Origin of the sequence: Shewanella woodyi ATCC 51908, assembly GCF_000019525.1 — a bacterium.
Taxonomy (GTDB): domain Bacteria; phylum Pseudomonadota; class Gammaproteobacteria; order Enterobacterales; family Shewanellaceae; genus Shewanella; species Shewanella woodyi.
In genome coordinates, this window is record NC_010506.1 from 3,701,784 (window position 1) to 3,725,749 (window position 23,966).

The 23,966-nt window shown below is 42.4% G+C and carries 18 protein-coding genes; 15 read left to right on the forward strand and 3 right to left on the reverse strand.

From position 1 onward, the window contains the following. Positions 1-105: 105 nt before the first annotated feature. On the forward strand, positions 106-4,413 hold the full coding sequence (locus tag SWOO_RS15585) for an EAL domain-containing protein (RefSeq protein ID WP_229377243.1): 4,308 nt from the start codon (positions 106-108) through the stop codon (positions 4,411-4,413). Between the two features lie 147 nt (positions 4,414-4,560). Then, positions 4,561-5,013, forward strand: a complete 453-nt coding sequence (locus tag SWOO_RS15590; RefSeq protein WP_012325630.1) for a hypothetical protein — start codon at positions 4,561-4,563, stop codon at positions 5,011-5,013. Positions 5,014-5,262: 249 nt separating this feature from the next. On the opposite strand, the gene SWOO_RS15595 is transcribed toward SWOO_RS15590, so the two are convergent. From SWOO_RS15595 to fadI, 3 genes are all read right to left on the reverse strand, one after another. Further along, complete coding sequence (locus SWOO_RS15595) at positions 5,263-5,469, reverse strand: hypothetical protein (RefSeq protein ID WP_012325632.1); 207 nt, start codon at positions 5,467-5,469, stop codon at positions 5,263-5,265. A gap of 248 nt (positions 5,470-5,717) precedes the next feature. Beyond that, positions 5,718-7,859, reverse strand: coding sequence for a fatty acid oxidation complex subunit alpha FadJ (fadJ, locus tag SWOO_RS15600; RefSeq protein WP_012325633.1), 2,142 nt, complete (start codon positions 7,857-7,859; stop codon positions 5,718-5,720). 6 nt (positions 7,860-7,865) lie between these two features. After that, complete coding sequence (fadI, locus tag SWOO_RS15605) at positions 7,866-9,176, reverse strand: acetyl-CoA C-acyltransferase FadI (RefSeq protein WP_012325634.1); 1,311 nt, start codon at positions 9,174-9,176, stop codon at positions 7,866-7,868. A 422-nt stretch (positions 9,177-9,598) separates the two neighbouring features. Between fadI and SWOO_RS15610 the strand changes: the two genes are divergently transcribed. The 13 genes from SWOO_RS15610 (at position 9,599) to SWOO_RS15670 (ending at position 23,485) form a co-directional block, all read left to right on the forward strand. Next, the gene (locus SWOO_RS15610; protein ID WP_012325635.1) at positions 9,599-10,555 is read left to right on the forward strand and encodes an AAA family ATPase; all 957 of its coding nucleotides are present in this window, start codon (positions 9,599-9,601) and stop codon (positions 10,553-10,555) included. Next, positions 10,556-11,485, forward strand: coding sequence for a DUF58 domain-containing protein (locus SWOO_RS15615; protein ID WP_012325636.1), 930 nt, complete (start codon positions 10,556-10,558; stop codon positions 11,483-11,485). Next, positions 11,485-12,012 (forward strand): DUF4381 domain-containing protein, encoded by a 528-nt coding sequence (locus SWOO_RS15620; RefSeq protein WP_012325637.1) that lies wholly within the window; start codon positions 11,485-11,487, stop codon positions 12,010-12,012. The genes SWOO_RS15615 and SWOO_RS15620 overlap by 1 nt, the downstream gene beginning before the upstream one ends. Further along, positions 12,006-12,998, forward strand: a complete 993-nt coding sequence (locus SWOO_RS15625) for a vWA domain-containing protein (protein WP_012325638.1) — start codon at positions 12,006-12,008, stop codon at positions 12,996-12,998. Before SWOO_RS15620 ends, SWOO_RS15625 begins: the two co-directional genes overlap by 7 nt. A 2-nt stretch (positions 12,999-13,000) precedes the next feature. Then, complete coding sequence (locus SWOO_RS15630) at positions 13,001-14,953, forward strand: VWA domain-containing protein (protein ID WP_012325639.1); 1,953 nt, start codon at positions 13,001-13,003, stop codon at positions 14,951-14,953. An 82-nt stretch (positions 14,954-15,035) separates the two neighbouring features. Beyond that, positions 15,036-16,682 carry a BatD family protein gene (locus SWOO_RS15635; RefSeq protein ID WP_012325640.1) on the forward strand — a complete coding sequence of 549 codons (1,647 nt, stop codon included), beginning with the start codon at positions 15,036-15,038 and terminating at the stop codon, positions 16,680-16,682. 117 nt (positions 16,683-16,799) lie between these two features. Continuing rightward, the gene (locus tag SWOO_RS15640; protein WP_041418205.1) at positions 16,800-17,363 is read left to right on the forward strand and encodes a sigma-70 family RNA polymerase sigma factor; all 564 of its coding nucleotides are present in this window, start codon (positions 16,800-16,802) and stop codon (positions 17,361-17,363) included. Beyond that, a complete protein-coding gene (locus SWOO_RS15645; RefSeq protein WP_012325642.1) occupies positions 17,356-18,060 on the forward strand; it encodes a DUF3379 domain-containing protein in 705 nt (234 codons plus the stop codon). The genes SWOO_RS15640 and SWOO_RS15645 overlap by 8 nt, the downstream gene beginning before the upstream one ends. Positions 18,061-18,459: 399 nt before the next feature. Continuing rightward, a complete protein-coding gene (gene putP, locus SWOO_RS15650; protein ID WP_041417703.1) occupies positions 18,460-19,911 on the forward strand; it encodes a sodium/proline symporter PutP in 1,452 nt (483 codons plus the stop codon). Positions 19,912-20,272: 361 nt separating this feature from the next. Next, positions 20,273-21,595: an OmpP1/FadL family transporter gene (locus SWOO_RS15655; protein WP_041417705.1), complete on the forward strand. Its 1,323-nt coding sequence runs from the start codon at positions 20,273-20,275 to the stop codon at positions 21,593-21,595. 106 nt (positions 21,596-21,701) lie between these two features. Continuing rightward, a complete protein-coding gene (locus tag SWOO_RS15660; RefSeq protein ID WP_012325645.1) occupies positions 21,702-22,088 on the forward strand; it encodes a VOC family protein in 387 nt (128 codons plus the stop codon). An 81-nt stretch (positions 22,089-22,169) separates the two neighbouring features. Then, a complete protein-coding gene (locus SWOO_RS15665; RefSeq protein WP_012325646.1) occupies positions 22,170-22,886 on the forward strand; it encodes an SIMPL domain-containing protein in 717 nt (238 codons plus the stop codon). A 212-nt stretch (positions 22,887-23,098) separates the two neighbouring features. Next, entirely contained in the window at positions 23,099-23,485 is a 387-nt protein-coding gene (locus SWOO_RS15670) for a rhodanese-like domain-containing protein (RefSeq protein ID WP_012325647.1), read from the forward strand. The last annotated feature ends 481 nt before the right edge of the window (positions 23,486-23,966 follow it).

Genomic DNA, 23,966 nt, shown 5'->3' on the forward strand with positions numbered 1-23,966 from the left:
GATACTTTGACAAACCGTTCACTTTCTGAAAAAGTAAGGTTAAGCAACTGTTGCTCCCGCATTACTGATTAATAATTAAACTAAAAAATGATGCCTAACGCGCTTATGAAAATAATTACAACATTACTGTTGGCCCTCTGTATTTTCGGCCAATCGGTTGCTGTAGAGTCTAACTCTATAACTAAAGAGAAAGTTATAAAGCCTATTCACACCCCAAAACTTCTAAAAATAAAAAGCTACGGTGTATCGGAAGGATTGTCTCAAAGTGCAGTCACTTCACTCGTTGAAGATGCTGATGGTTTTGCTTGGATTGGCACTTTGAATGGACTCAATAGATTCGATGGTGATGAATTCAAACAATATTTTTCTTTCAAAGAAAAGAACTCTCTACCAAGTTCCTTTATTAGAAGCCTATACTTCTCGGAAAAATATGGTCTATTCATTGGGACTGATAAAGGATTAACTGTTTATAACAAAACTGATGATGATTTTACTCTAATTAACAACCTACTTTCTCAACAAATATGGAATATAACTGAACACAATGACCAAATTATAGTTGGAACAGAGAACGAAATAATTTATTTAAACAATAAACTAGAATATGTAAAATCTATAGATGGTGATTTCGGAGGTATTAAAAAAATTATTTTCTCCAACAACTTAATATATGTAAGGAATTACATGGGGGATATAATAGCAATTGACAACATTGAAAAAAAAGTAATATCCGACAATACTAACGACATTGTAGATGCGCACGGAAAAGTAATAATAATAAAGCCAGATGGTGTTTTTGAAGTATTAGGTAAAAAAGTAAGAAAAATAAATAGCAATCACTACTCCAACCTTACAGCACTACCCAATAAATATATATCAATAAAAGAACAAAACATCTATTCCATTAGTACAGACTTCTCTCAAACTAGTATTGACAGATTGGATATAAAGAACATAGAAGTTACTAACCCTCACGTAATAAGAGGAAAAAAAACAAACTATATTACAACTCATAACATAGGATTATTAGTTAATTACGATTATAACAATACAATATCAACAATAGATATAGAAGACAAAAACATTTGGTCTATAGCTAAAGATCTAAAATCAAATTTATTTATTGCTACTGGTTCAAAATATATAAACTTATATAGTAAATCTAATAAGATAGTTGCTAAGTACAACACTGAGGCAGAGGGACCAAAACAAGTTACAACACTAAAAGATAGTTTATTCATAACGACAACGGAAGGGTTACTGTCAATTGACAAATATAGTAAAAATAGAGAAGTGCTAAGTCCCGGCCCATTCTTTGCCATTCATAAATCACAATTTGATGAAGCAGTTTATGCTGGTACAACTGACGGAAAAGTTATTGAGGTTTCTGAAAATAAACAAATTATTATGGAACACAGTGTAGATATTGGAAACCCAGTTTTCGATATTAAAAAATCTAGCACATCTCTTTGGGTTGCGACGCAAGGTGGACTTTTTAAAATTCAAGATGGAAAAATTGAAAATATTTTTAACAAAGGTATCGTCATTAGTATTTCTCTATCGACAAACAATGAAGATATTTATTTTGGAACTGAGACGTCACTATTAAAATTCACAAGCAAAAACAAAAAAATAGAAACTATCTACTCAAACAATAGGCCAATATACTCTATTGTCACTGACACCGATTACATATACTCCACTTCGATAAAAGAGCTAGTAGTCACACAAATAGTTGATAATAAAACGATTTCCCTTTCAGATACTTATGGAAGTCAAGATGAGTATAATGCACAATCAATTTTAGACTTTAACAACACAATATACATCGGAGGTATTTCAGGTATTAGTGCGATGTCAAAAGTAGTTATTGATAAGATATTCTCATCATCAAAAGCACCTAAAGCCAATATCAATGAGCTATTAGTTTTTAATATCCCCGTTAACATAGGAAGCTCGATTTTAAAAGAAAATATTTCCTCGACAAAAAAAATAATATTAAAATATTCTGACTACCCTTTTACATTAAAATTTAACAGCCCTGGCAATGGTAGTGAAAAAATTGATTATATATATCAAATGCAGGGACTATCTGAATCTTGGATCCACTCTGAGGGTATAAACTCAGCGACTTATACAAACCTCTCTTCTGGTGAGTACACCTTTAATATTTATGCTTTTGATCCCTTGACTCATAACCAAGGAGAAATAAAGAGCCTAAATATATTAATAACCCCTCCATGGTGGTTATCTAAGCAAGCAAAATTGGTTTACTTCATTATCACTCTCATTATTTCAGCTGTGATAGTTCAAGGTATACTTCGCCGCCGTGAAGTTCAGAAAAAGATAGCTAAATCAGAGGAGAGGCTAAAGCTTTCTCTCTGGGGAAGTGGCGATGAGATGTGGGATTGGGATATCGAAACAGGACAGATATACCGCTCTAATATCTGGGGCTCTCTCGAATTCCCAAAAGATGGACAAAGGTCTGGCGATGCCGATGAGGAGAGTAATATTCACCCCATGGATCAAGACCGTGTCACTAAGGCGCTGAACAGCCATTTCGATGGTAACAGTGATCATTTTGAAGCAGCATACCGAGTAAAGGGGAAGTCTGATGAATGGGTGTGGATCTTAGACAGAGCAAAAATAGTGGAACGAGATGAGAAAGACAACCCTCTGCGTATGACAGGCACTATCAAAAATATTAATAACTTTAAAAATGCTGAGGAGCAACTTCGTCTGTTTGAACGTGCGATTGCCAATATCTCCGAAGGTATGTTTATTTTAGACAATAACTTTATCTTTGTAGAGGTCAACGAAGCCTGTTGTGAACTAAGCCTTATCCCTAAAGAGCAGTTTATTGGCTCACTTTTTAAGTTTAACCTCTACCCTGACAGCTATTCAGAGCAGATACGTTCAATTCTTCATCAGCAAGGTAGCTGGAGCAATGATGTTGAATCAGCAAAAGGAGACGGCACTAGTTTCCTCATGGAGCTAACGGTTGATGCCATCTATGACGAATTAGGACAACTATCTCATTATGTCGGTGTATTTTCCGATATATCTCGCCGTAAACTGCAAGAGGAGGAGCTAAGGAAGCTTACCAATAATGATCTTTTGACTAACCTGCCAAACCGCTCAAGTTTAATGGTGACCTTAGGCAACTTGGTAAAGAGAGATACTCATCACACCCTTATGGTTCTAGATCTTGATAACTTCAAAAAGATCAATGACTCCATGGGACATCAGATCGGTGATGAACTACTTATAAAAGTAGCTAAACGTATCGAAGCCGCTGTCCCCTACCACACAAGTATCTATCGCTTGGGTGGCGATGAATTTGCGATATTAGTTGATAATAATCCTGACATTGGCTCCAGTGCAGTGATCGCAAATAATGTTATAGATGCTTTCGCCAGCCCGTTTGAGCTCACCTCAGAAAAAGTCGTAGTGGGCCTTAGTATCGGTATTGTGCTCTATCCTGAGGATGATCAAAACGAACAAGCATTGCTACGCAAAGCAGATATTGCGATGTATCACGCTAAATCAGGTGGAGGCAACCGCTACCAATTCTACTCAGAATCGATTAACCGAAATGCAATAAGGCAACTGGAAGTTGAGAACCTTATTCGTGAAGGTTTACGTGATGATCTGTTTGAAGTCTATTACCAGCCTAAAATAGCACTAAAAACAGGAAGAATGGCGGGAATGGAAGCCTTAGTCAGGCTAAATCATCCTGAACACGGATTAATTCCACCCAGCGAGTTTATTCCTTTAGCTGAAGAAAACGGCTTAATTGTCGATATCGGTGATTTAGTGATGAGAAAGGCATGCTTTGCTACTCAAAAATGGCGAAGTTTAGGCTTGTTTGATGGTCGAGTCGCTGTCAATTTATCATCATACCAATTTGCCCTCCCCGATCTTCAGCAGCGTATTGAGTCAATATTACGACTCACTCAGCTACCAGCAGCGAATTTAGAGTTAGAGATCACTGAAGGAACTGTAATTAAGCAACCCGAGAAAGCCATTAAGGTGATGCAACAGCTATCAAAAATGGGAGTCAGTTTAGCTTTAGATGATTTTGGTACAGGCTACTCTTCACTCTCATACCTAAAACGTTTTCCAATTCATACGCTGAAAATTGACAAAGCATTTGTCGATGATATCGATAAATCTGACAGAGATCTGAAGATGGTCGACTCAATTATTACTATCGCTCACAACATGGGACTATCGGTTGTCGGTGAAGGGGTTGAAGATGCCTCTCAATTGAGCATACTAAAAGCACTAAAATGTGAAGAGATACAAGGATTTCTCTTTAGTAAAGCGGTCACAGAAACTCAGTTCAGTGAGCTACTAGAGAAGAATTTTATTGAACCTGACATAGTACAAAAAAACACAAAAGCAATCTAGTTCGCAATAAAAAACCAACAAAAAACACAAGATACTGAAAACATGGCATAACAACTGCAACATTTATCTCAAGTGTCAAAAATAATGACAGCCTTATAAATTCGAAACCATCGCTTGATGGTTTCAATAACTTGAGAGAAGAATAACATGATTAAAATACTAGCTACCTCTATCGCCCTTGCATTAACAGCTCCAGCTATGGCATTTGAAATTCCTGCAACAGATTCTAATCAGTTACTTCTATCTAATGTCCCCCATGTGAAATTTAAGCCGCTGCAAACGGCTAACGTACCTCATGTGAAGTTTAAACCATTACAAACGGCTAACGTACCTCATGTGAAGTTTAAACCATTACAAACGGCTAACGTGCCTCATGTAAAGTTTAAACCACTACAAACTGCTAACGTGCCTCATGTGAAGTTTAAACCACTACAAACTGCTAACGTGCCTCATGTGAAGTTCAAACCGCTGCAAACAGCTAACGTGCCTCATGTGAAGTTCAAACCGCTGCAAACAGCTAACGTGCCTCATGTGAAGTTTAAACCACTACAAACCGCTGGCACACCAAATGTTAGATTTATAAATTCAGTAACAGCTTAGGCTTAAGGAGAGATATTATGTTTGATTCAATCATGAAAGCTCTTGGTCTTATTAACAAACCTGAGCGTAGAAGAGTACAACTTCCTGAAGGATTAAATCACCTAGAGGTGATCCCAGCTAAAGTGTGGTGGCACTAGACCATTTAGTTAGAAAGCATTCAGGTAAAAAGCATTAACTGAAATTAAAGATGGAAATGGAGCCTACGGCTCCATTTTTTTATCAATTAGATTTAAAAACAAAATCTTAAAATTAGCACTGGAACTGACTAGAGCCCTTTACTGAGGCTTTTTTCATAGCGAATCGTTTATAAGTATTTAACAGAGGATAACCCGCAGGTCCCAATAATAAGCCAACAACAGCCCAACGCTTCACCCCAAGCCCAGCCTGAAAAGCTAGTTTTCCCATAACATAACCCGACAACGGCAGCACAGTGACGATGAAAATTGATAGCAACATTTATCTAGAACCTCTCAAGTAGGGTCAACAACAGATAAGAACCCTTGCATCCTCCTAGCAAATCTATACCAAAAGTTACAAGCTAACCTTAAAACGGGGCTATTTTACACTAAAGAGTAGGGTGAAGAGAGTAAAATATAGGCTAAACAATTCCTCTTACGCATAAAAAAGCGGCAAACTATTGCCGCTACTTTAGAGTTTAAAGCTGTCAATTAGATATTCGCCAGACAAAAGCGTCAATGAAATGACTAACCAAAGAACTTAACACCATCTTTAGCCATCTTTCTTAGCTGATCACAAGGTGTAAATCTATCACCAAACTCAGCCTGATAAGCTTCGAGTTTAGACACTAAAGCATCAGCACCTAGTGTATCTATGTAGTGGAATGGCCCCCCTAAGAAAGGAGGGAAACCTATCCCAAAAATAGCGCCGATGTCACCATCTCTTGGTGAGGCAATAATCCCCTCCTCTAAACAACGAACTGCTTCATTAAGCATCTGCACAACACAGCGCTGTGACATTTCAGCAAGCTCGCTAGAATGCTCATTGCTATTTTCTGGTGTTCTTAACCCCAACACGCCATAAACTGAACTATCTACTTGCTTAGTTTTCTTCTTACTTTTACTGCCATAAAGGTAGAAGCCTTTGTTATTCTTACGACCTTTACGCTCATCTGCCAATAACTTATCAAATGCAGCTGGCGCTAAAAAGCGTGCTCCAAGTTCTCCCTCTAGAATAGGCGATATCTTAGCACCGACATCAATGCCAACTTCATCCAATAGCGTCATAGGTCCAACGGGGAAGCCAAACTTAACTAACGCCTTATCTAAGGCTTCAACAGCTCTGCCTTCAAGAAGTAGTTGCGCAGCTTCGTTCATATACAGAGCTAAAATTCGATTCACGTAAAAACCAGCACCATCTTGTACAACAATTGGTGTCTTACCTTGTTTACGTGCAAAAGCAACTGTCGTTGCAATCGTTTCGGCAGAGGTTTTCTTATGAGCAATAACCTCAACCAATGGCATCTTCTCTACTGGCGAAAAATAGTGCAAACCGATAACATTTTCAGGTCGAGTCGCAGCTTGCGCTATTTGGGCAATTGGCAAAGAGGAGGTGTTCGATGCAAAGATAGTATTTTCGCCACATTCACGCTCAACATCTTTAACCATCTGGTGTTTAAGATTTAGATCTTCAAATACAGCTTCAACTACAATATCAGCGTCTTTTATGCCTTTATACTCAGTTGTTGTTGTCATCAAGGACATGAGATTATCTCTCACTGCTGGCGTCATGTGACGACGCTTAACTCCTTTATCCAATAACTTGTAAGCATAGGACAGTGCGTTGCTTAGTCCCTGCTCGCTGATATCTTTGACTCGAGCTGGGATCTTAGCCTTAGTCGTCGTCACAGAGGCGATACCGCCCCCCATCAAACCACCACCAAGTACCATCACCTTCTTGACACTTCGTGGCTTAGCATCACCTGCCCCACTCTCTTTTTTCATCTCAGTGGTGGCAAAAAAGATACTTCTTAATGCTTCAGACTCTTTCGAGACCACAAGATCCGCAAAATGGTTTGCCTCAACTTCAAGCCCTTTAACTATGCCTTTAGCCATCCCTTGTCGTACACAATCGATAATTTTAGCGGGTGCAGGATAATTACCCTGTGTCTTCTTCTGTACCTGCTTGCCCGCTTGATCAAAAATAATACTGCGGCCAGCATTTGTGCCCTCAAGCACACGATTGATCATTGACTGTTTTGGTTTTGACGAGACACGCTTACCTTTCAATGCCATCTCTACCGCAGTTTGCAGCAGTATCGATTCTGGCACCATGTCATCAATCAAACCCAGTTTAAGCGCCTGCTTTGGACGCAACTGTTTGCCCGTTAGCATCATATCCAATGCAGATGTGATCCCAACTAACCTAGGCAACCTTTGTGTACCGCCACCACCAGGAAGGAGTCCTAGCTGAACTTCAGGCACCCCCATCATGGTTTTACTGTTTAAACTACATATACGCTGATGACAAGCAAGAGCCAGCTCTAAACCGCCCCCCAAACAAGCACCGTTAATGGCAGCAATAACAGGAATAGAGAGTGACTCAAGTTCATTAAAAACAATATGTCCCTGCTGAGAGAGTTGCTTTGCATCTGCAGCCGTTTCACAAGCATCCAACATAGAGATATCGGCGCCAGCAACAAAAGAGTCTTTTTTACCAGAGATAAGCACTAAACCTTTAATGCTGCTATCACCCTTGATATCAGCTAACACTTGGCTAATCTCAGGTCCAAATTCGGCCCGCAGTGTATTCATACTCTCGCCAGGAACATCCATGGTCAGTACGGCAATGCCATCTTCACGTTTAGCTAAATTAAATGTCTTATCCATTACCATTTACTCCACTTCAACTATCATTGCCGCACCTAAACCACCCGCTGCACATGCGGTCGTCAGTCCTGTACCACCGCCGCGACGTTTAAGCTCGTTACACACCTGGGTTATCAATCTCGCTCCTGTCGCAGCAAACGGATGACCATAAGCAAGGGAGCCACCCAACACATTAAATTTGTTCATATCTATCTCGCCAATAGCACGGTTACGACCTAACTTCTCCTGTGCGAACTTCTTTGAAGCAAACATCTTCATATTGGCAAGAGCTTGAGCGGCAAATGCTTCATGCATCTCAATCAATGTCAGATCTTCAAGTTCCATCCCTGCACGTTTAAGTGCTATCGGTGTCGCATAAGATGGCCCCATCAACATATCTTCCCATACATCTATGGCACTAAACGCGTAGCTTTTGATGTAACCAATCGGGTTATAACCTAGCGCCTTAGCGCGGCTTTCACTCATCAATAGAATGGCAGATGCGCCATCTGTCAAAGGTGTACTTGTCGCAGCTGTAACTGTGCCGTGTTTGCGGTCAAAGGCAGGTCTTAACTTGGCATAAGATTCGATAGAGGAGTTTTCGCGAATATTATTATCACGATCAATAAAAGCTTTATAAGGTGGCACATGGGCTGTCATCACCTCTTGAGCCAAATTCCCACTGTTCCAAGTTTCAGTCGCAAGAGAGTGAGAACGGTGGGCAAGTGCATCTTGGTCGGCGCGACTAATATTATAAGTTTTTGCCATCTGCTCTGCAGTTTGTCCCATCGACAATCCTGTTGAATATTCAGCAACAGCAGGGGGCACAGGTAGCAGGTCTTTCAATCCAAGACGGCGGAAGATGGCCAGTTTTTGACCAAATGAGCGCGCTTTATTAAGATCTACCAACCCATGAGCTAGCTTCTTTGACACGCCAATTGGCAAAACAGATGATGAATCAGAACCACCAGCAATACCGATATCAATATTACCAGTCATGATAGATTCAGCCACATTGACAGTAGATTGAAAACTGGTCGCACAAGCTCGTGTCACACTGTATGCGTCAGTGGCGATATCCATGCCAGTGCCTAACACAATCTCACGGGCAATATTTGGCGCAGCCGGCATCTGAACCACCTGGCCATAAACCAGTTGCTGTATCTCTTTCGGGTCAAGCTCTGAACGTGAAAGCAGCTCATTGACAACCATCTTGCCCATATCTAATGCTGATACACCGTGGAATGCGGTGGCTTGCTTAGCAAAAGGGGTTCTCAACCCAGTTACTATTGCAATACGATCGCCCTTTGCGTTCGTTACCTGTTGTCTGTCACTCATTTTTCACCCTCTTCTTATACGCCCCGACTGAATGCGGTCGACGATATTATGTCCCTGCGGCTATCAATGAACCGAACCCGATAAAGATACATCACATATAACAGGTCTGACCATTAAAATGTGATCTGATTCTAACTTCTTACAGGCAAGTTTTAAACACTTGTTTGGTTTTTAAACCGAAATTTATCTAAAAACACTATATTAACAATGTTTAATGGAGTTTATTTAAAAGCGTATTGTCCTAGATAAATTGATAATAATTAAGTAAATGTAGTTAGAACGACAAATGCCCGTATCTCTAAGTCATACAATAGTGATGACTTTATACACTAATGGTAAATTGGCACTAGCCAAACCCTATGGGAATTTTTTACCATGTTGTTGGTCTATATCCAAACTAACTAAAATAACCGAGTAGCATCATGCCTTTGAGTCGATTTCACGCATTACGCGAATACCTGAACAAGGTCATTTTAGGACAACCCGTCCTGACCGAAAACCTGTTAATAGCACTAATTGCCGATGGACATTTACTCGTAGAGGGACCTCCAGGTCTGGCAAAAACCCGCGCAGTTAAAGCCCTGTGTGATGGCGTAGAGGGAGACTTCCATCGTGTGCAGTTCACCCCAGATCTACTGCCTGCCGATCTAACCGGCACCGATATCTACCGTGCACAAACTTCAAGTTTTGAGTTTGAAGCAGGCCCTATCTTCCATAACCTGATTTTGGCTGATGAGATAAACCGAGCACCAGCAAAAGTACAATCGGCGCTACTAGAAGCGATGGCTGAAGGTCAGGTCACAGTTGGAAAGAACAGCTACAAACTGCCAGAGCTATTTTTAGTGATGGCAACGCAAAACCCATTAGAGAATGAGGGAACCTATCCGCTCCCTGAAGCTCAACTCGATCGATTTCTCATGCACCTTAATCTGGATTACCCCAGCGCCGAGACTGAATTTGAGATCATGCGTATGTCGCGCAAAGAGGCATTGAAACAAGACGCCCCTACGGTTGAACCTATCATTCAAAAAGATATCTTTGAAGCAAGAGATGAATCTCTAGAGCTCTACCTTGCAGAGCCTCTGGAGCACTATATTGTCGATATCATCATGGCCACCCGTCAGCCACAGAAGTTCGGCGATGAGTTAGCTTCTTGGCTCGAGTATGGTGTCAGCCCACGTGCTACTTTAGCGCTAGAGCGTTGTGCCCGTGCCCGTGCTTGGCTATATGAGCGTGATTTTGTTTCACCTGAAGATATTCAAGCTGTTGCACCCAATGTACTAAGACATAGGTTGCTGTTGAGCTATCAAGCACAAGCGGAAGGGATCAGCAGTGATCATGTGATAAACCATATTCTTTCTCAAGTTGCGGTACCTTAAATGGCCGATACTAGACTACCGCTTTTTTCTGACGGGGTTAACCTGACACAAAAAGAACTGTTGGCCTGTCAAACTATCGCCAGAGCTCTACCGGAAAAGCGCTCAAAGGCTCGGGCAAATTTAGCTGGTCATCGTGCAAGCTTGATTAAGGGTCGGGGAATGGAGTTTGCCGAAGTGCGCCATTACCAGCCCGGTGACGATGTTCGCACCATAGACTGGCGCGTCACGGCGCGAACAGGCAAGGTACACACTAAGCTTTTTGTTGAGGAGCGTGAACGCCCGGTCCTGATCTTACTCGATCTTAGTCATAGCCTCTATTTTGGCTCGAGCTTGCTGCTTCAATCGGTACAAGCGGCACACTTGGCGACCACATTAGGCTGGAGTGCGATTCAGCACGGGGATCGTCTTGGGGCCTTGATCGCCACAGAGGCGGAGCATCTGGAGCTTAAACCTCGAAGCCGTCAACAAGGTATACTGCAACTTATCTCTGCAATACAATCATTACATGAAAGGCAGCTTAATCAGCTTTCAGAGTATCAATCTGAGCCTGAGCATCTGTTTAGGGCTTGCCAACGACTCAGACGAATTGCGAAACCTGGCTCATTGATCTGGATAATCAGTGATGGGGCTAACCTCACTGAAAACTGCCTTGCTCCCCTGTCAGATCTTAAGCGTCATTGTGATATGGGGGCTTTTCTCATTACCGACCCTCTGCGGCAAGGTACACTGGCTTTGCCTAAACAGTTTCAACTGCCAGTCAAAGAGGGAAATAGAGAGATGGTGCTTAATAGAGCCGGTTATGATGCCTGGCTACAAAAGCAACTCAGCTCACAAGCCCACTTTACGCAGATGATGCAAAAGTTGAATGTGAGAACACGTTTTATCGATGCCGGTATGAGTTTAAACGATCAAATAGGGAGCTTGAGATAATGCAAGCAGCCGCTACTAACCCCGCTCTTCAGGCTTTGAAAGATATTCACACTCCCGCAGTGGTGGAGAGTTGGCCCATTGCACCGGGCTATTGGCTTATTCTATTAGTATCTGTCAGCACACTTCTTTTTACTGTTATCTGGCTCAAACGCAGAATTCAGCGCTCAGCGGCAAAACGTGCTGCGCTTATGGAGCTCGAGAGACTCGATATTCACAACACAAATATCTGCGTAGAGATCAACACTCTCATTAAACGTGCAGCTCTTAGTTACTTGCCAAGAGAAGATGTTGCAGGCTTAGAGGGCCAAGCTTGGTACGCTTGGATAAATAGTCAGGTAAAGCAGCCGCTCCTAGAGCTTGAAAAACTGCTCGATAGGCGTTATCAAAGAGAGCCATTAACACCCGATGAGGCTCAAAGATTAAAACAGATAACGGCAAGCTGGCTGAAAGAGGCACTCCCTCTTACACAGCAAAAGAGTGCTCAATCACCACTTTCACACAAGCAGGAGCAAGAACTGAAATGCTAACACTTGCATGGGCTTGGTTACTCCTGTTGTTGCCCTTACCGCTTATCTTCAGAAAGAAACAACAAGATGTTGAGATAAGTGGCCACTTACACCTGCCTGGTATTGCTCAAGATGGCAAACAAGAGATGGAACAAAGCCCCTCATCTCGTAAAACCTACTGGGTGATCTGGATATTATTGGTTATCGCCGTTGCCAGACCTCTGTGGATGGGCGATCCCATTGAGTTACCCAGTAAAGGTCGCGATCTGATGGTCGCGGTGGATCTCTCTGGCAGTATGCAGATTGAAGATATGGTACTTGACGGTAAAGCCGTCAACCGATTCATTATGGTTCAAAGTGTTGTCAGTGACTTTATTGAGCGCCGAAAAGGCGACAAACTGGGATTAATTCTGTTTGCCGACCATGCCTATCTACAAGCACCATTAACCCAAGATAGACGTTCAGTTGCTCAATTTCTTAAAGAGGCACAGATAGGCTTAGTCGGCAAACAAACCGCCATCGGTGAGGCCATTGCCCTGAGTGTTAAACGTTTCGATCTTGTTGACGAAAGTAACCGTATATTGGTGCTGTTAACCGATGGTTCCAATAACTCAGGTTCAATCTCTCCCGAGCAAGCTGCTGATATTGCGGCTAAACGAGGTATAAAAATATACTCAATAGGCGTTGGTGCAGATGTGATGGAGCGTCGAACGCTATTTGGTAAAGAGCGCGTAAACCCCTCTATGGATCTCGATGAGGAGCAGCTTACCTCTTTGGCCCAAACCACTGGAGGACGGTACTTTCGTGCCAGAAATGCACAGGAGCTAGAGCAGATCTATCAAGAGATAGATAAATTGGAACCGATAAGCCGAGATCAAGTCAGCTACCGTCCTCAATCGGAACTCTTTTACCTGCCATTAGCCGCAGCTCTCATTGTCTCAATCTTAATAGCTTTGGCTCAACTGCCGCTTATGAGACGATTAAATATTCGCTGGGGAGAGAAATAATCATGTTGCACTTCTTACGTCCAGAGTGGTTTTTAGCTCTGCTCCCTTTGCTTATAATTCTGATATTAATCTGGAAAGCTGAGCGAGTAAACTCCACTTGGAGCCGCTATATCTCTCCTCATTTAGCTAACTTTTTAGTCTCAAAAAGTCAGCAAGTTAAACGCAGCAACCTTAGCTATTTAGCAGCGTCTTGGTTTATCGCCGTACTTGCCCTTTCAGGGCCCGCCATCTCAAAACAGTCACTGCCAGTATTTGAAGCCGCACAGGGACGAGTGATTCTGATGGATATGTCCCTCTCTATGTACGCTACCGATCAGGCCCCCAACAGACTGACACAAGCCAAGTTTAAAGCCACCGATCTGATTGAAGCATTAACTGAGGGGGAAACTGGACTTATCGCCTATGCTGGCGATGCGTTTACCATTAGCCCGCTTACACGGGATCGAGCAACACTGCTGAATCTACTGCCAACACTCTCACCACAAATAATGCCTGTTAGAGGCTCTAACCTGCCTGCTGCACTTGAGCAAGGAAAAAGTTTACTGGTGCAAGGTGGACATATTCAAGGCGACATTATTTTGCTCGCAGATGGTGTCAGCCCAAGTCAGATGAATGCAGCTAAAAAAGTATTAAAGGGAACTCAATACCGCCTTTCAATCTTAGTATTTGGCAGTGAACAAGGCTCACCAATTCGTCTTCCTGACGGTCAGTTGCTACGTGATAATAGCAACCAAGTGGTTGTTGTCAAAACCGATTACTCGTTGCTCAATGAATTAGTTCAAAACGCCGATGGTGTACTTGTCCCCTTTCGCAGCGATGGCGCAGATCTTGAGCAGTTAACTCAGTGGCTAAACACCAGCAGTGATGACACTAAAGCCACCGATCTTAATGGCGAAGCTTGGCAAGATGCTGGCCCCTATATCGCACTATTATTGCTACTGCCGGTTCTACTTAGCTTCAGACATGGATTAATTGCATCACTACTTGTAATGACCATCTACCAGCCCTCCCCCGTCATGGCTTCGACTTGGGATGACCTATGGAAGACTAAAAACCAACAGGGGATGCAAGCCTATCAAGCTGAAGATTACGGCAATGCATCGACGACTTTTACCGATCCTCAATGGCAAGCCAGTGCACACTATAAAGCAGGTAAATATGATGAAGCGCTGAGCTTGTTTGAACAAGATAGCAGTGCATCAGGGCTCTATAACCAAGGCAATAGCTTAATGCAGAAAGGTGAATTTGAGCAGGCGGCGCAGCGTTACAGCAAAGCACTGGAACTCGACCCCAAGCTTGAAGGGGCTAATGAGAACCTTGAACTTGCCAAAAAATTAGAGCAAGAAAAACGAGAAAGCCCTGAAAAATCTGATAATAGTGATAATGGTGATAATGGTGACAAATCAGAGCAAGGTGAGGAAGGCGATCAACAAGATAAGCAATCCGATCAGAGTGACTCAGAACAAGGTAAAGATCAGGAGCAAAAGCAACAAGGTCAAAACGGTGAGCAGGACAATCAAGAGCAGCAAGGCGATCAACAACAAAACTCAGAGCAGTCTGACTCACAGCACAATGAGCAGCAATCATCGAAAGATAATGATGCACAGATGCAAGCCGACCCTAACGAGCAGCAGCAAACCGCTGATGACAATGATAAAAATCAACAAGCTCAAAGCAATGATGAGAAAGCTGCAGCTAAAGATGAGGAGAGTAAAGAGGAGCAAACGGCTCAAGCTCAAGCAATGCAGCAGGAACAAAATGAGCAACAAGGTGAACAACAACAAACCCAAGCGGCACAAGCGGTAACAGGCCCTGAAGAACTACCACCAGAGATGGAGCGCGCAATGCGCGCCTTAGTCGATGATCCTCAAGTTTTACTCAGAAACAAGATGCAACTTGAATATCAAAAGCGTCGTATGCAAGGCCTAGCATCTAAGGAGCAGGAACAGTGGTAACAGATAAGCGATTACTCACTCAATATCAGCAAGATATTATGTTTCTCATTGGTTTCAACATGATTTCAAAGGATCTAAAACAGTGCTAATACGACAACTTTTTCTTTTAGCTCTTATCATGCTAACAGCTTCATTTCCGAGCTATGCCCTTACAAGCATTGAAGCGAGTGTCGACAGAAATCCTGCGGTCGAAGGCCAATATTTGGTGCTCACCGTTGAAGCTGACGATGATGTTAGTACCTCAAAGCTAGACACCTCTTCGCTGCTTAAAGACTTTATTGTCGGTCGAACTAGTGTCAGCCGTAATACTCAGATCATTAACTTCGATGCGAGTAAAAAAACCACTTGGCAGATATTGATAGCACCACTTCACTCTGGCAATGTTCAGATCCCTGCGATGACAATAGATGGGATCAGCTCTGCGCCGATAACACTTACGGTTGTCACACCTGACAGCCAGCCAGAGCAGATGGAAACCCTGTTTATTCGAACCAGTATATCGGTGGATGAAGCCTATGTGGGCCAGATGATCACCTACAAGGTTAAACTCTACCTAGCGGTCGACCTACAACGGGGTATCCTTAGCGCCCCAAGCTTAGATGGGGCACAACTCAAACAACTTGGCGAAGATATTGATAAAACAGAGATCCTTAATGGTAAGCGATATCGAGTCATTGAGCGCACCTACAGCATTATCGCCGATCAACCCGGTGAGCTGACCATTGACGGAACCAGCTTCTCTGGTGATGTATTGGTACAATCTTCAAGACGTGGCGGCATGTTTGCCTTCAATGAAAGCAAGCCTATGCAAGCCAGAGCTGCAAAATCTGTCATACAGATCAATCCTATTCCCACTGAATATCACGGCGAGTGGTTAGTATCAGATCTTGTTGTTATCAATGAAGATTGGCCTAGCGAAGATAAAGAGTATGAAGTTGGCAGTCCCATCACTCGCACCATCAATTTATTAGCCTCCAACACAGATGAAACCAGCCTACCCGAACTCAATATTCAGGTTCCAGCAGAGCTGAAAACTTATCCAGAGAAAGCACAGCGAAAAGCGTTTCTTCGAGAGCAGCAGATCGTTTCACAATTAACTCAGACCTTAGCAATAGTCCCGACTAAAGCTGGTACATTCACCTTACCAGAGATCCGTGTTCCTTGGTGGAATCCTCACACAAGGCGCCAAGAAGTCGCCAGTCTCCCAGCTCGAACGATTAACGTGATCGACAATCAAAGTGTTGAAAGTGAGCTCCCCACTCTGAACTTAGAGGCTAGCCCATCGTCAACTACAAGCGGAATTTGGCCATGGCTAACCCTACTCTTTGCCTGTTTGTGGCTAGTCACACTCGTACTCTGGCGTAAAAGCGCAGCTAAAGTAAGTGCTGCTACACTCTCTACTCCTCATTCAACATCAACTAAAGTAGATAAAGTGAGTGGTGCTGAGTTTCAAAAACTAGAAGCTGCATGTCGTGAAAAAGATACAGGGAAAGTACTTTCAGCTCTGCAGTTTTTTTGTAGTAAAACCTATGGTAAAACAATGACATTAAATGAGATCGCAGGTTTATCAACACCTCTTAATCAGGTTATTAGTGAGCTGCAAGTCAGTGCATTTAGCCGAACCACAAGCGAGTTGGATTATGATCTTGTGTTATCAGCAGTAAAATCGATGCCAACAGCCAAAGCAGAACATAACCTCAGCCCACTGGCAAAACTCAACCCCAGCTAATACCACCCAACATACAAGTGCAAGAGGTTAACTTAAGATTAACTTCTTGCACTTAATCTTCATAAGGTTAAGCTAACAAATATAGATGTCGTTAGTGAAACCAGCATGAATTCGAAAATGTTTAATTTCTCGCGAAATAAAAAACCGACTACCACGGTCAATTCAGACATGGTAAGCAAACAAAGACGATACGATAGCCTTGTCAGGGCACTCCATGCAGATATTTTCCGATATGGCTATTGGCTATGCGGTGATAAACATGTAGCGGAGGATATCACTCAAGAAACGTTTTTACGGGCGTGGCGTTCACTCGAGTCTTTAAAAGATGATAAAGCCGCTAAAGCATGGCTTATCACTATCCTTAGACGTGAGAATGCTAGGCGTTTTGAACGTAAGCAGTTTAACTACTCTGATGTTGAGCAGGAGACCATTGAAGATCATATCTCCTCAAGCAATGAAGATCAGGCCGAACAACACCTTATTCGACGACAGATAGCTAAACTAGAGCTTGAATATCGCGAACCGCTACTTCTCCAAGTTATTGGTGGATTCAGCGGAGAAGAGATAGCTGGCATTTTAGAGCTGAACCGTAATACGGTAATGACAAGATTATTTAGAGCACGTAACCAATTGAAAGACGTATTAGAACAACCCCAAGTGCGAGGGCAATCCAATGGATGAGCTAAAATTTAGACGACAAGCCTATGGAGATCCGAACAATCAAGATCCCGACTTTTTAGCAGAGATGCACAGCTCTGTAGAGAAGGAAGCTTTTGTTAATGATCTAAAAATGATGGACAGTAAAATAGAGCGAGCGTTAGACATTGATGTCCCTGACGATCTTGCTGCAAAACTGCTACTCAACCAACAGCTTCATCAGCATCAACAACAGCGAAAGCGTTCAGGTTTCACCTTAGCCTTAGTCGCTTCGGTAGCCTTTATTGCTGGGATCACTTTTACCCTATTGAGAATGTCGCCAGTCGATCTCGGTCAACATGCACTTGCCCATGTTTATCATGAGACGAAGGCACTTCAAGCAGACGACAATGTCCAGTTTTCCGATGTTAACTTCCAACTCGCTTCATTAGGAACCTTCGGAGATTCAAAATTTACACAGCAACCCGGAAAAGTCTATTACAGCACCTTCTGCGATTTTCAGGGTGTGCAAAGCCTGCATCTCGTCATGCAGGGAGAGCACAGTAAAGTCACGCTGTTTATTGTTCCCCTTGAGAATCGTATGGTACTTGAGGAAGCTTTTGCCGATAACAAATACAAAGGTAATGGGTTCGTAACCGATAATGCTTATATGCTACTCGTCGGCGAAACCAGCGAAGATGTGAACTTTGTCAAAAAAGAGGTTGAACAGACCTTTATCTAATTTTGAAGACCTGTCTCCCTCCGAGACAGGTCTTACCATCTATACTCAAGCTACTTGGAAGTGTAGGCTTCAGTGGGAATTTAATGCACATTAAGCAAGGCATTGTTTCCAGTTAATAGTTGTTCCCTTAGCAAAATCAATAACGCAAAATAAAGTACATTAAAACCCATCAATAAAGGCTTTTCGCGAGCCAATTTGATTTTTTATTAGCTTAGAAGAGAACCATTATTCCTAAAATAACGCGTCTAGAATTGAACTAGCGCATCGCCTCTGAAACTAGTATTTCCATGCCGCTTGAGTATATGACCCAGTTCACATTTCACATCCTTATTGGGCTTAACCTCAAACATCTGCTAGCATGTCGACCACATTTTAAAAATAACAATGAATGGCAATAGCATGAGCATTGAATTACCAGTCTTAATTACTTTTATCGGCTACCTCTCCTTAATGATGGGAATAGGACTTTGGGCCTACAAAGCCACTGATTCAGTTGACGACTATATTTTGGGCGGCAGGGGAATGGGTCCAGCAGTCACGGCTTTAAGTGTTGGTGCATCCGACATGTCAGGTTGGTTATTACTCGGTCTACCAGGGGCTGTTTACCTTGGTGGTTTAGGAGAAGCGTGGATCGGTATAGGCTTGGTCTTTGGGGCTTGGTTAAACTGGCTATTTGTTGCTAAACGCCTGCGTATCTATACGGAATTTACCGATAATGCACTTACCCTCCCCGACTTCTTTGAAAAACGTTTTGAAGACAACAAAGGTTTACTTAAGCTTGTTTCAGCCATCACCATTTTAATATTTTTCACCTTCTATGCCTCATCGGGCATGGTAGGCGGTGCCATACTGTTTGAAAAAGTGTTCGGCTTAGATTACACCTTAGCCCTCATCATAGGCTCAACGATTATTGTTGCGTATACCTTTGTTGGTGGCTTCTTTGCCGTAAGCTGGACAGACTTTTTTCAGGGCTGTTTAATGTTAGTCGCGCTGCTTATCGTTCCAGTCGCTATCTTTTCTCAACCTGAAACACAAAACGGACTGGACTCTTTAGATCCTTCCATGTTGGCACTGTTTCATGAAAACACCACCTTTATCGGGCTTATCTCTTTATTGGCATGGGGACTGGGCTACTTTGGTCAGCCTCACATTCTTTCACGTTTTATGGCTATCAATAGCCCTGACGATATTAAAGTATCTCGTCGTATTGCTATGAGCTGGATGTTAGTTGCTCTGATTGGGGCACTGGCCACCGGTATTGCGGGTAGTTTGTACTTTGCTAGCGAACCGCTAGCAAATCCTGAGACTGTCTTCATCCACTTAGCCCATGCAGCATTCAACCCTTGGATTGGCGGCCTGTTAATTGCGGCAATACTCTCTGCGATTATGAGTACGATTGACTCCCAACTTTTGGTTTGCTCAAGTGTTATCACCGAAGATTTCTATAAAAAATGGCTACGTCCAGAAGCAAGCAGCAAAGAGCTGATGCTAGTGGGTCGTATTGGTGTCCTTGTCATTGCGGTTATTGCAGGCATCGTAGCTCTAAACCCAGAGAGCAGTGTACTTGGATTGGTCAGCTACGCTTGGGCTGGTTTCGGAGCAGCATTTGGTCCAGTTGTACTGCTAGCACTGTTTTGGAAGGATTATAGCCGTAACGGTGCTATTGCAACTATCTTAGTTGGAGCGATCACCGTTGTTATTTGGAAGCAGCTATCTGGCGGAATTTTTGATCTCTATGAGATACTGCCAGGCTTTATATTTGCCACGCTTATCGGTGTGATTGTGAGCCGATTCTCAGCGCCTTCTGATGCAACAAAAGAACAATTTAGAGTATTTACTTCAAAACTTTAAATAGTAAAAATAGGGGTTTGAAAGACTCAAACCCCATTTAAGCTTACAACTGTACACCGAAAATTACATTTATTTTTCAAGCTCAGCTTCACAAGGTGTTAACCTTTGTAAAAACACGCTCAAGCCCTTAACCTTACTATAGATAAGCCCTTCAGCCATACATTAAAACTCCCCCCTCTACTTCCCTGTTTTTATCCTTTGGAAATTAACAAAAACACAACTTGAAAACCCATCTGGTCGGAGTTGTTGGCATACAAAACCATCCCTACTATGCACAGGTCTAATAAATGGACTTCACATTGAGCTAATGTCATACCGGCACTCAATCAGAAAGTGAAGCCGTAAATAATCGAGAATTATGATGAAGTATTTTAACAAGACAATACTAGCTGTAGCGGTAACACTTGCCAGTTCACAAGCAATAGCAGCAGGTTTTCAACTTAACAGTCAATCAGCAACAGGCCTTGGCCGAGCTTTTGCCGGCGATGCAGTGATTGCTGATAATGCGTCAGTACTATCGCGTAATCCAGCAGCAATGGCTCTGTTTGATGAAAAATCATTATCGGTTGGCGCGGCGTATGCCGACTTAGACGTCAATATCTCTGACGTGTCAACGCCACTAGGAAATTACGGTAGTGCAGAAGGCGTAGCTGAAAGCAAACTTATCCCTAACTTCTACTACATCCAACCTATTAACGATAAATGGGCATTTGGTGTCGCAGGCTTTAGTAATTTTGGTACTGGTACCGACTTAACTAGCCTTGCTAATAGCAACCCAACAATGGACAACGGCACGGTTGTCCCAGCACCAGCACCGGTTGATCTATTGGGTAACACTGAAATCGTGACCATGAATTTCAACGCAAGTTTATCTTACCGCTTCAATGAACATTTCAGCGTTGGTGCTGGTGTAGATATCATTTATGGTGAGGGTAACTTAAGCCGTGAGGGTAACCTTCCATTCGACGATAACGGCAGCATGGTGCCAGTTTCTTTAGTCGATGTCGAAGCTGATGGTATTGCATTTGGTGGTATTCTTGGTGCCGTTTACGAGTTTAACGCCGACCACCGTTTAGGCATGAGCTACCGTTTCAGCCCAGAGTTTAAAGCGACTGGCGATGTAAACATGACACAACCAGGTGTTGGTACCATCGCATTCGATGAGATCAACATTCCGATGCCAGATATCTTCCAAGTTGCTGGCTTTCATCAACTAACTGAAAAGTTCGCATTACACTATACAGCCCAGCTTACCACATGGGGTGATTTCCATGAGATCACAGTCACAGATGGTCAGCTAGCAAACGGCACCGCTGCCGGTGATGCAGTACTTAAGCAGTACGCTTGGGAAGATTCTTGGTTATTCAGTGTTGGCGGTACATACACAATCAACGAAAACTGGAAAGTGCGTGCAGGTTACATGCATGATCAAGGCGTTGTTGGTGATGTAAGCTCATTATCTATCCCTGATTCAGACCGAAACTGGTACACAGCAGGTGTTAGTTATAACCTAAGCACACAATCGACTATCGATATGGGTATCGCCTTTGTCCGCGGTGAAGATGTTCATGTTACCGAAAATAGTTCAGTTATCGCATCAATCCCTGGTTTAAATGGTGATGTGACAGCTTATACTCGCTCTGATGCTATCTACTACTCAGTGCAGTACAGCTACCAGTTCTAAGCGATACAGCCCATTGAATAAAGCCGCACTCTTGTGCGGCTTTTTTGTGCATTGCGAGTAAATTATATATAGTTAATAGACCCTTTCTATTAGCTAGGTATATCAGATGGCCAAAGTCATAGGGCTCGGAGGGATACTCTTTAAAAGCAGTAACCCCAAAGCATTAGCTCATTGGTATCAGAAACACTTGCAACTCCCAGTCGAGTCTTGGGGAGGAGCCGCCTTCTACCTTGACAAGCTCTCTCAATATGCCAGAAGTGGTTACAGCGTGTGGTCTCCTATGGAGAGCGACAGCGAATACCTTAGCCCTTCACAATCCTCCTTTATGATAAATCTGGTTGTCGATGATCTCACGGGGGCGTTAGCTCAGGTTCAAGCCGGAGGCTGTGAGGTACTCGAAATATCTGAGCCATCAGAGTTTGGTCGTTTCGGCTGGTTTATCGATCCAGACGGCAATAAAGTCGAATTATGGCAACCTAATATCTCCCCTTAAAAATAGCATTTATTCCCATAGATTTACCGCTGTAAAAGAGTATTATGTTGGTAAAATACCACTTACCCTATACGGAATACTATGTTGAAAAATAACACCTTAGCGGCCTTTATTCTTGGTGGTTTAATGAGTATTGGACTAGTGCTCTCAGCCCAAGGGATAGGTAACAGCTTAATAAAAATGAAATCCATGGAGCGGACTGTCACCGTTAAGGGGCTGGCAGAGAAAGAGGTTAAAGCCAATATCGCCATCTGGCCAATACGTTTTACCGAGGTCGATAATGATCTCAATGCTTTATATGCTTCAGTACAGGATAAGACAGATAAAGTCGTCGGCTTCCTGACTGCTCAAGGGTTTACCTCTGATGAGATCTCAACCTCACTGCCCTCTATTGAGGACAGACAAGCTCAAGGTTATGTAGACCCCAATGTAAAGTACCGATATGCCGCGAAAGTGACTATCTCTTTATATACTAAGCGAGTTGATCTGCTCCTCAGTAGTCAAAAGAGCATGCTTGATCTTACCAAGGAGGGGATTGCCATCTCCAATCAGGACTATAACAGCCGCACCGAGTTTCTTTTTACAGAGCTCAACAAGGTCAAACCTGAGATGGTTCAATCAGCAACACAAAATGCAAGAGAAGTGGCCACTAAATTTGCCAGTGACTCAGACTCCAGGCTGGGAAAAATCAAACAAGCCAGTCAAGGACAGTTTAGTATCTCAGATAGAGACAGTAATACTCCCTACATTAAACGAGTCCGTATTGTCTCTACACTGACCTATTACTTAGACGATTAGATGCCACGACTACTTAATGAAGCGGGATAAGTAGTCTGTGGCATATCAAAGTAAAACCCTATACCTGAGGAGTGGTAAGATAGGTGCTAAAATAAACCACTCTATATTAATAAGTTATCCTCTCTGACATTGATTTATTCTGCGACACAAGTTCATTTACCCTACCCCATACTGCCGCTATACTGATGAAAACAAAATGAAGGTATCAAACCATGAATATAATCAATAAAGGATTTAAAGTATCAAGTTATTTTATTGTCACGCTATTACTCTTGCTATCAATCAGTCAAAGCTCATTAGCAGCAGACAAAAATCCCCAAACAGCTTGGAGTAAAATAGATGCAGGCGCCTTGGTTGTAGATGTGCGCACAGCCCAAGAGTTTGCAAGTGGGCACTTAGATAACGCCATCAATATCCCGTTCGAAGCAATTGCCGAAGGGCTTAATAAACTCAATATTGATAAAGAGAGAGAGATAGTACTTTATTGCAGAAGTGGACGTCGTAGTGGCATAGCCAACGATACCTTGATCGAAAAAGGATATACCAACACCTATAATGGTGGTGGTTATAAGATGTTAAGCAACCACAAAAAACAATAACGCCTTTTTGTTAAGAAAAGATAGCATGGTTAATAGCCAGCCCAACTGTGGCTGGCTATTAACACGTAACTACAATGACCTGATCCTGTTAATTATTTACCTTTAAAAACTCGTTAATTAAATATGATATACGGTAAAAATTGACGCTATATACATAATCTTTTTATTTGCACTAATTCCTTGCTCGCTTATTACTTTTAGGAATTACTTATTACAGCCAATATAAACGACATAGAATCAATAGATTACTCCTTATTACCACTAACGTTCCCCTCTTGATTTCAATCTAGTTAACTTTGTATACAATTAAATCCTCATTCAACTAAGTCGCATATTAATTCAGGTTTAATCCCACTTTCTTTGAATAAAATGCGATTTAAACGCGATATTTATTCACAACACCTTAAATTTAACACTTAAAACAAAACCACAAACCCACCTAAACATTTATTTTACAAATGTTTCACACGCAGATACATTC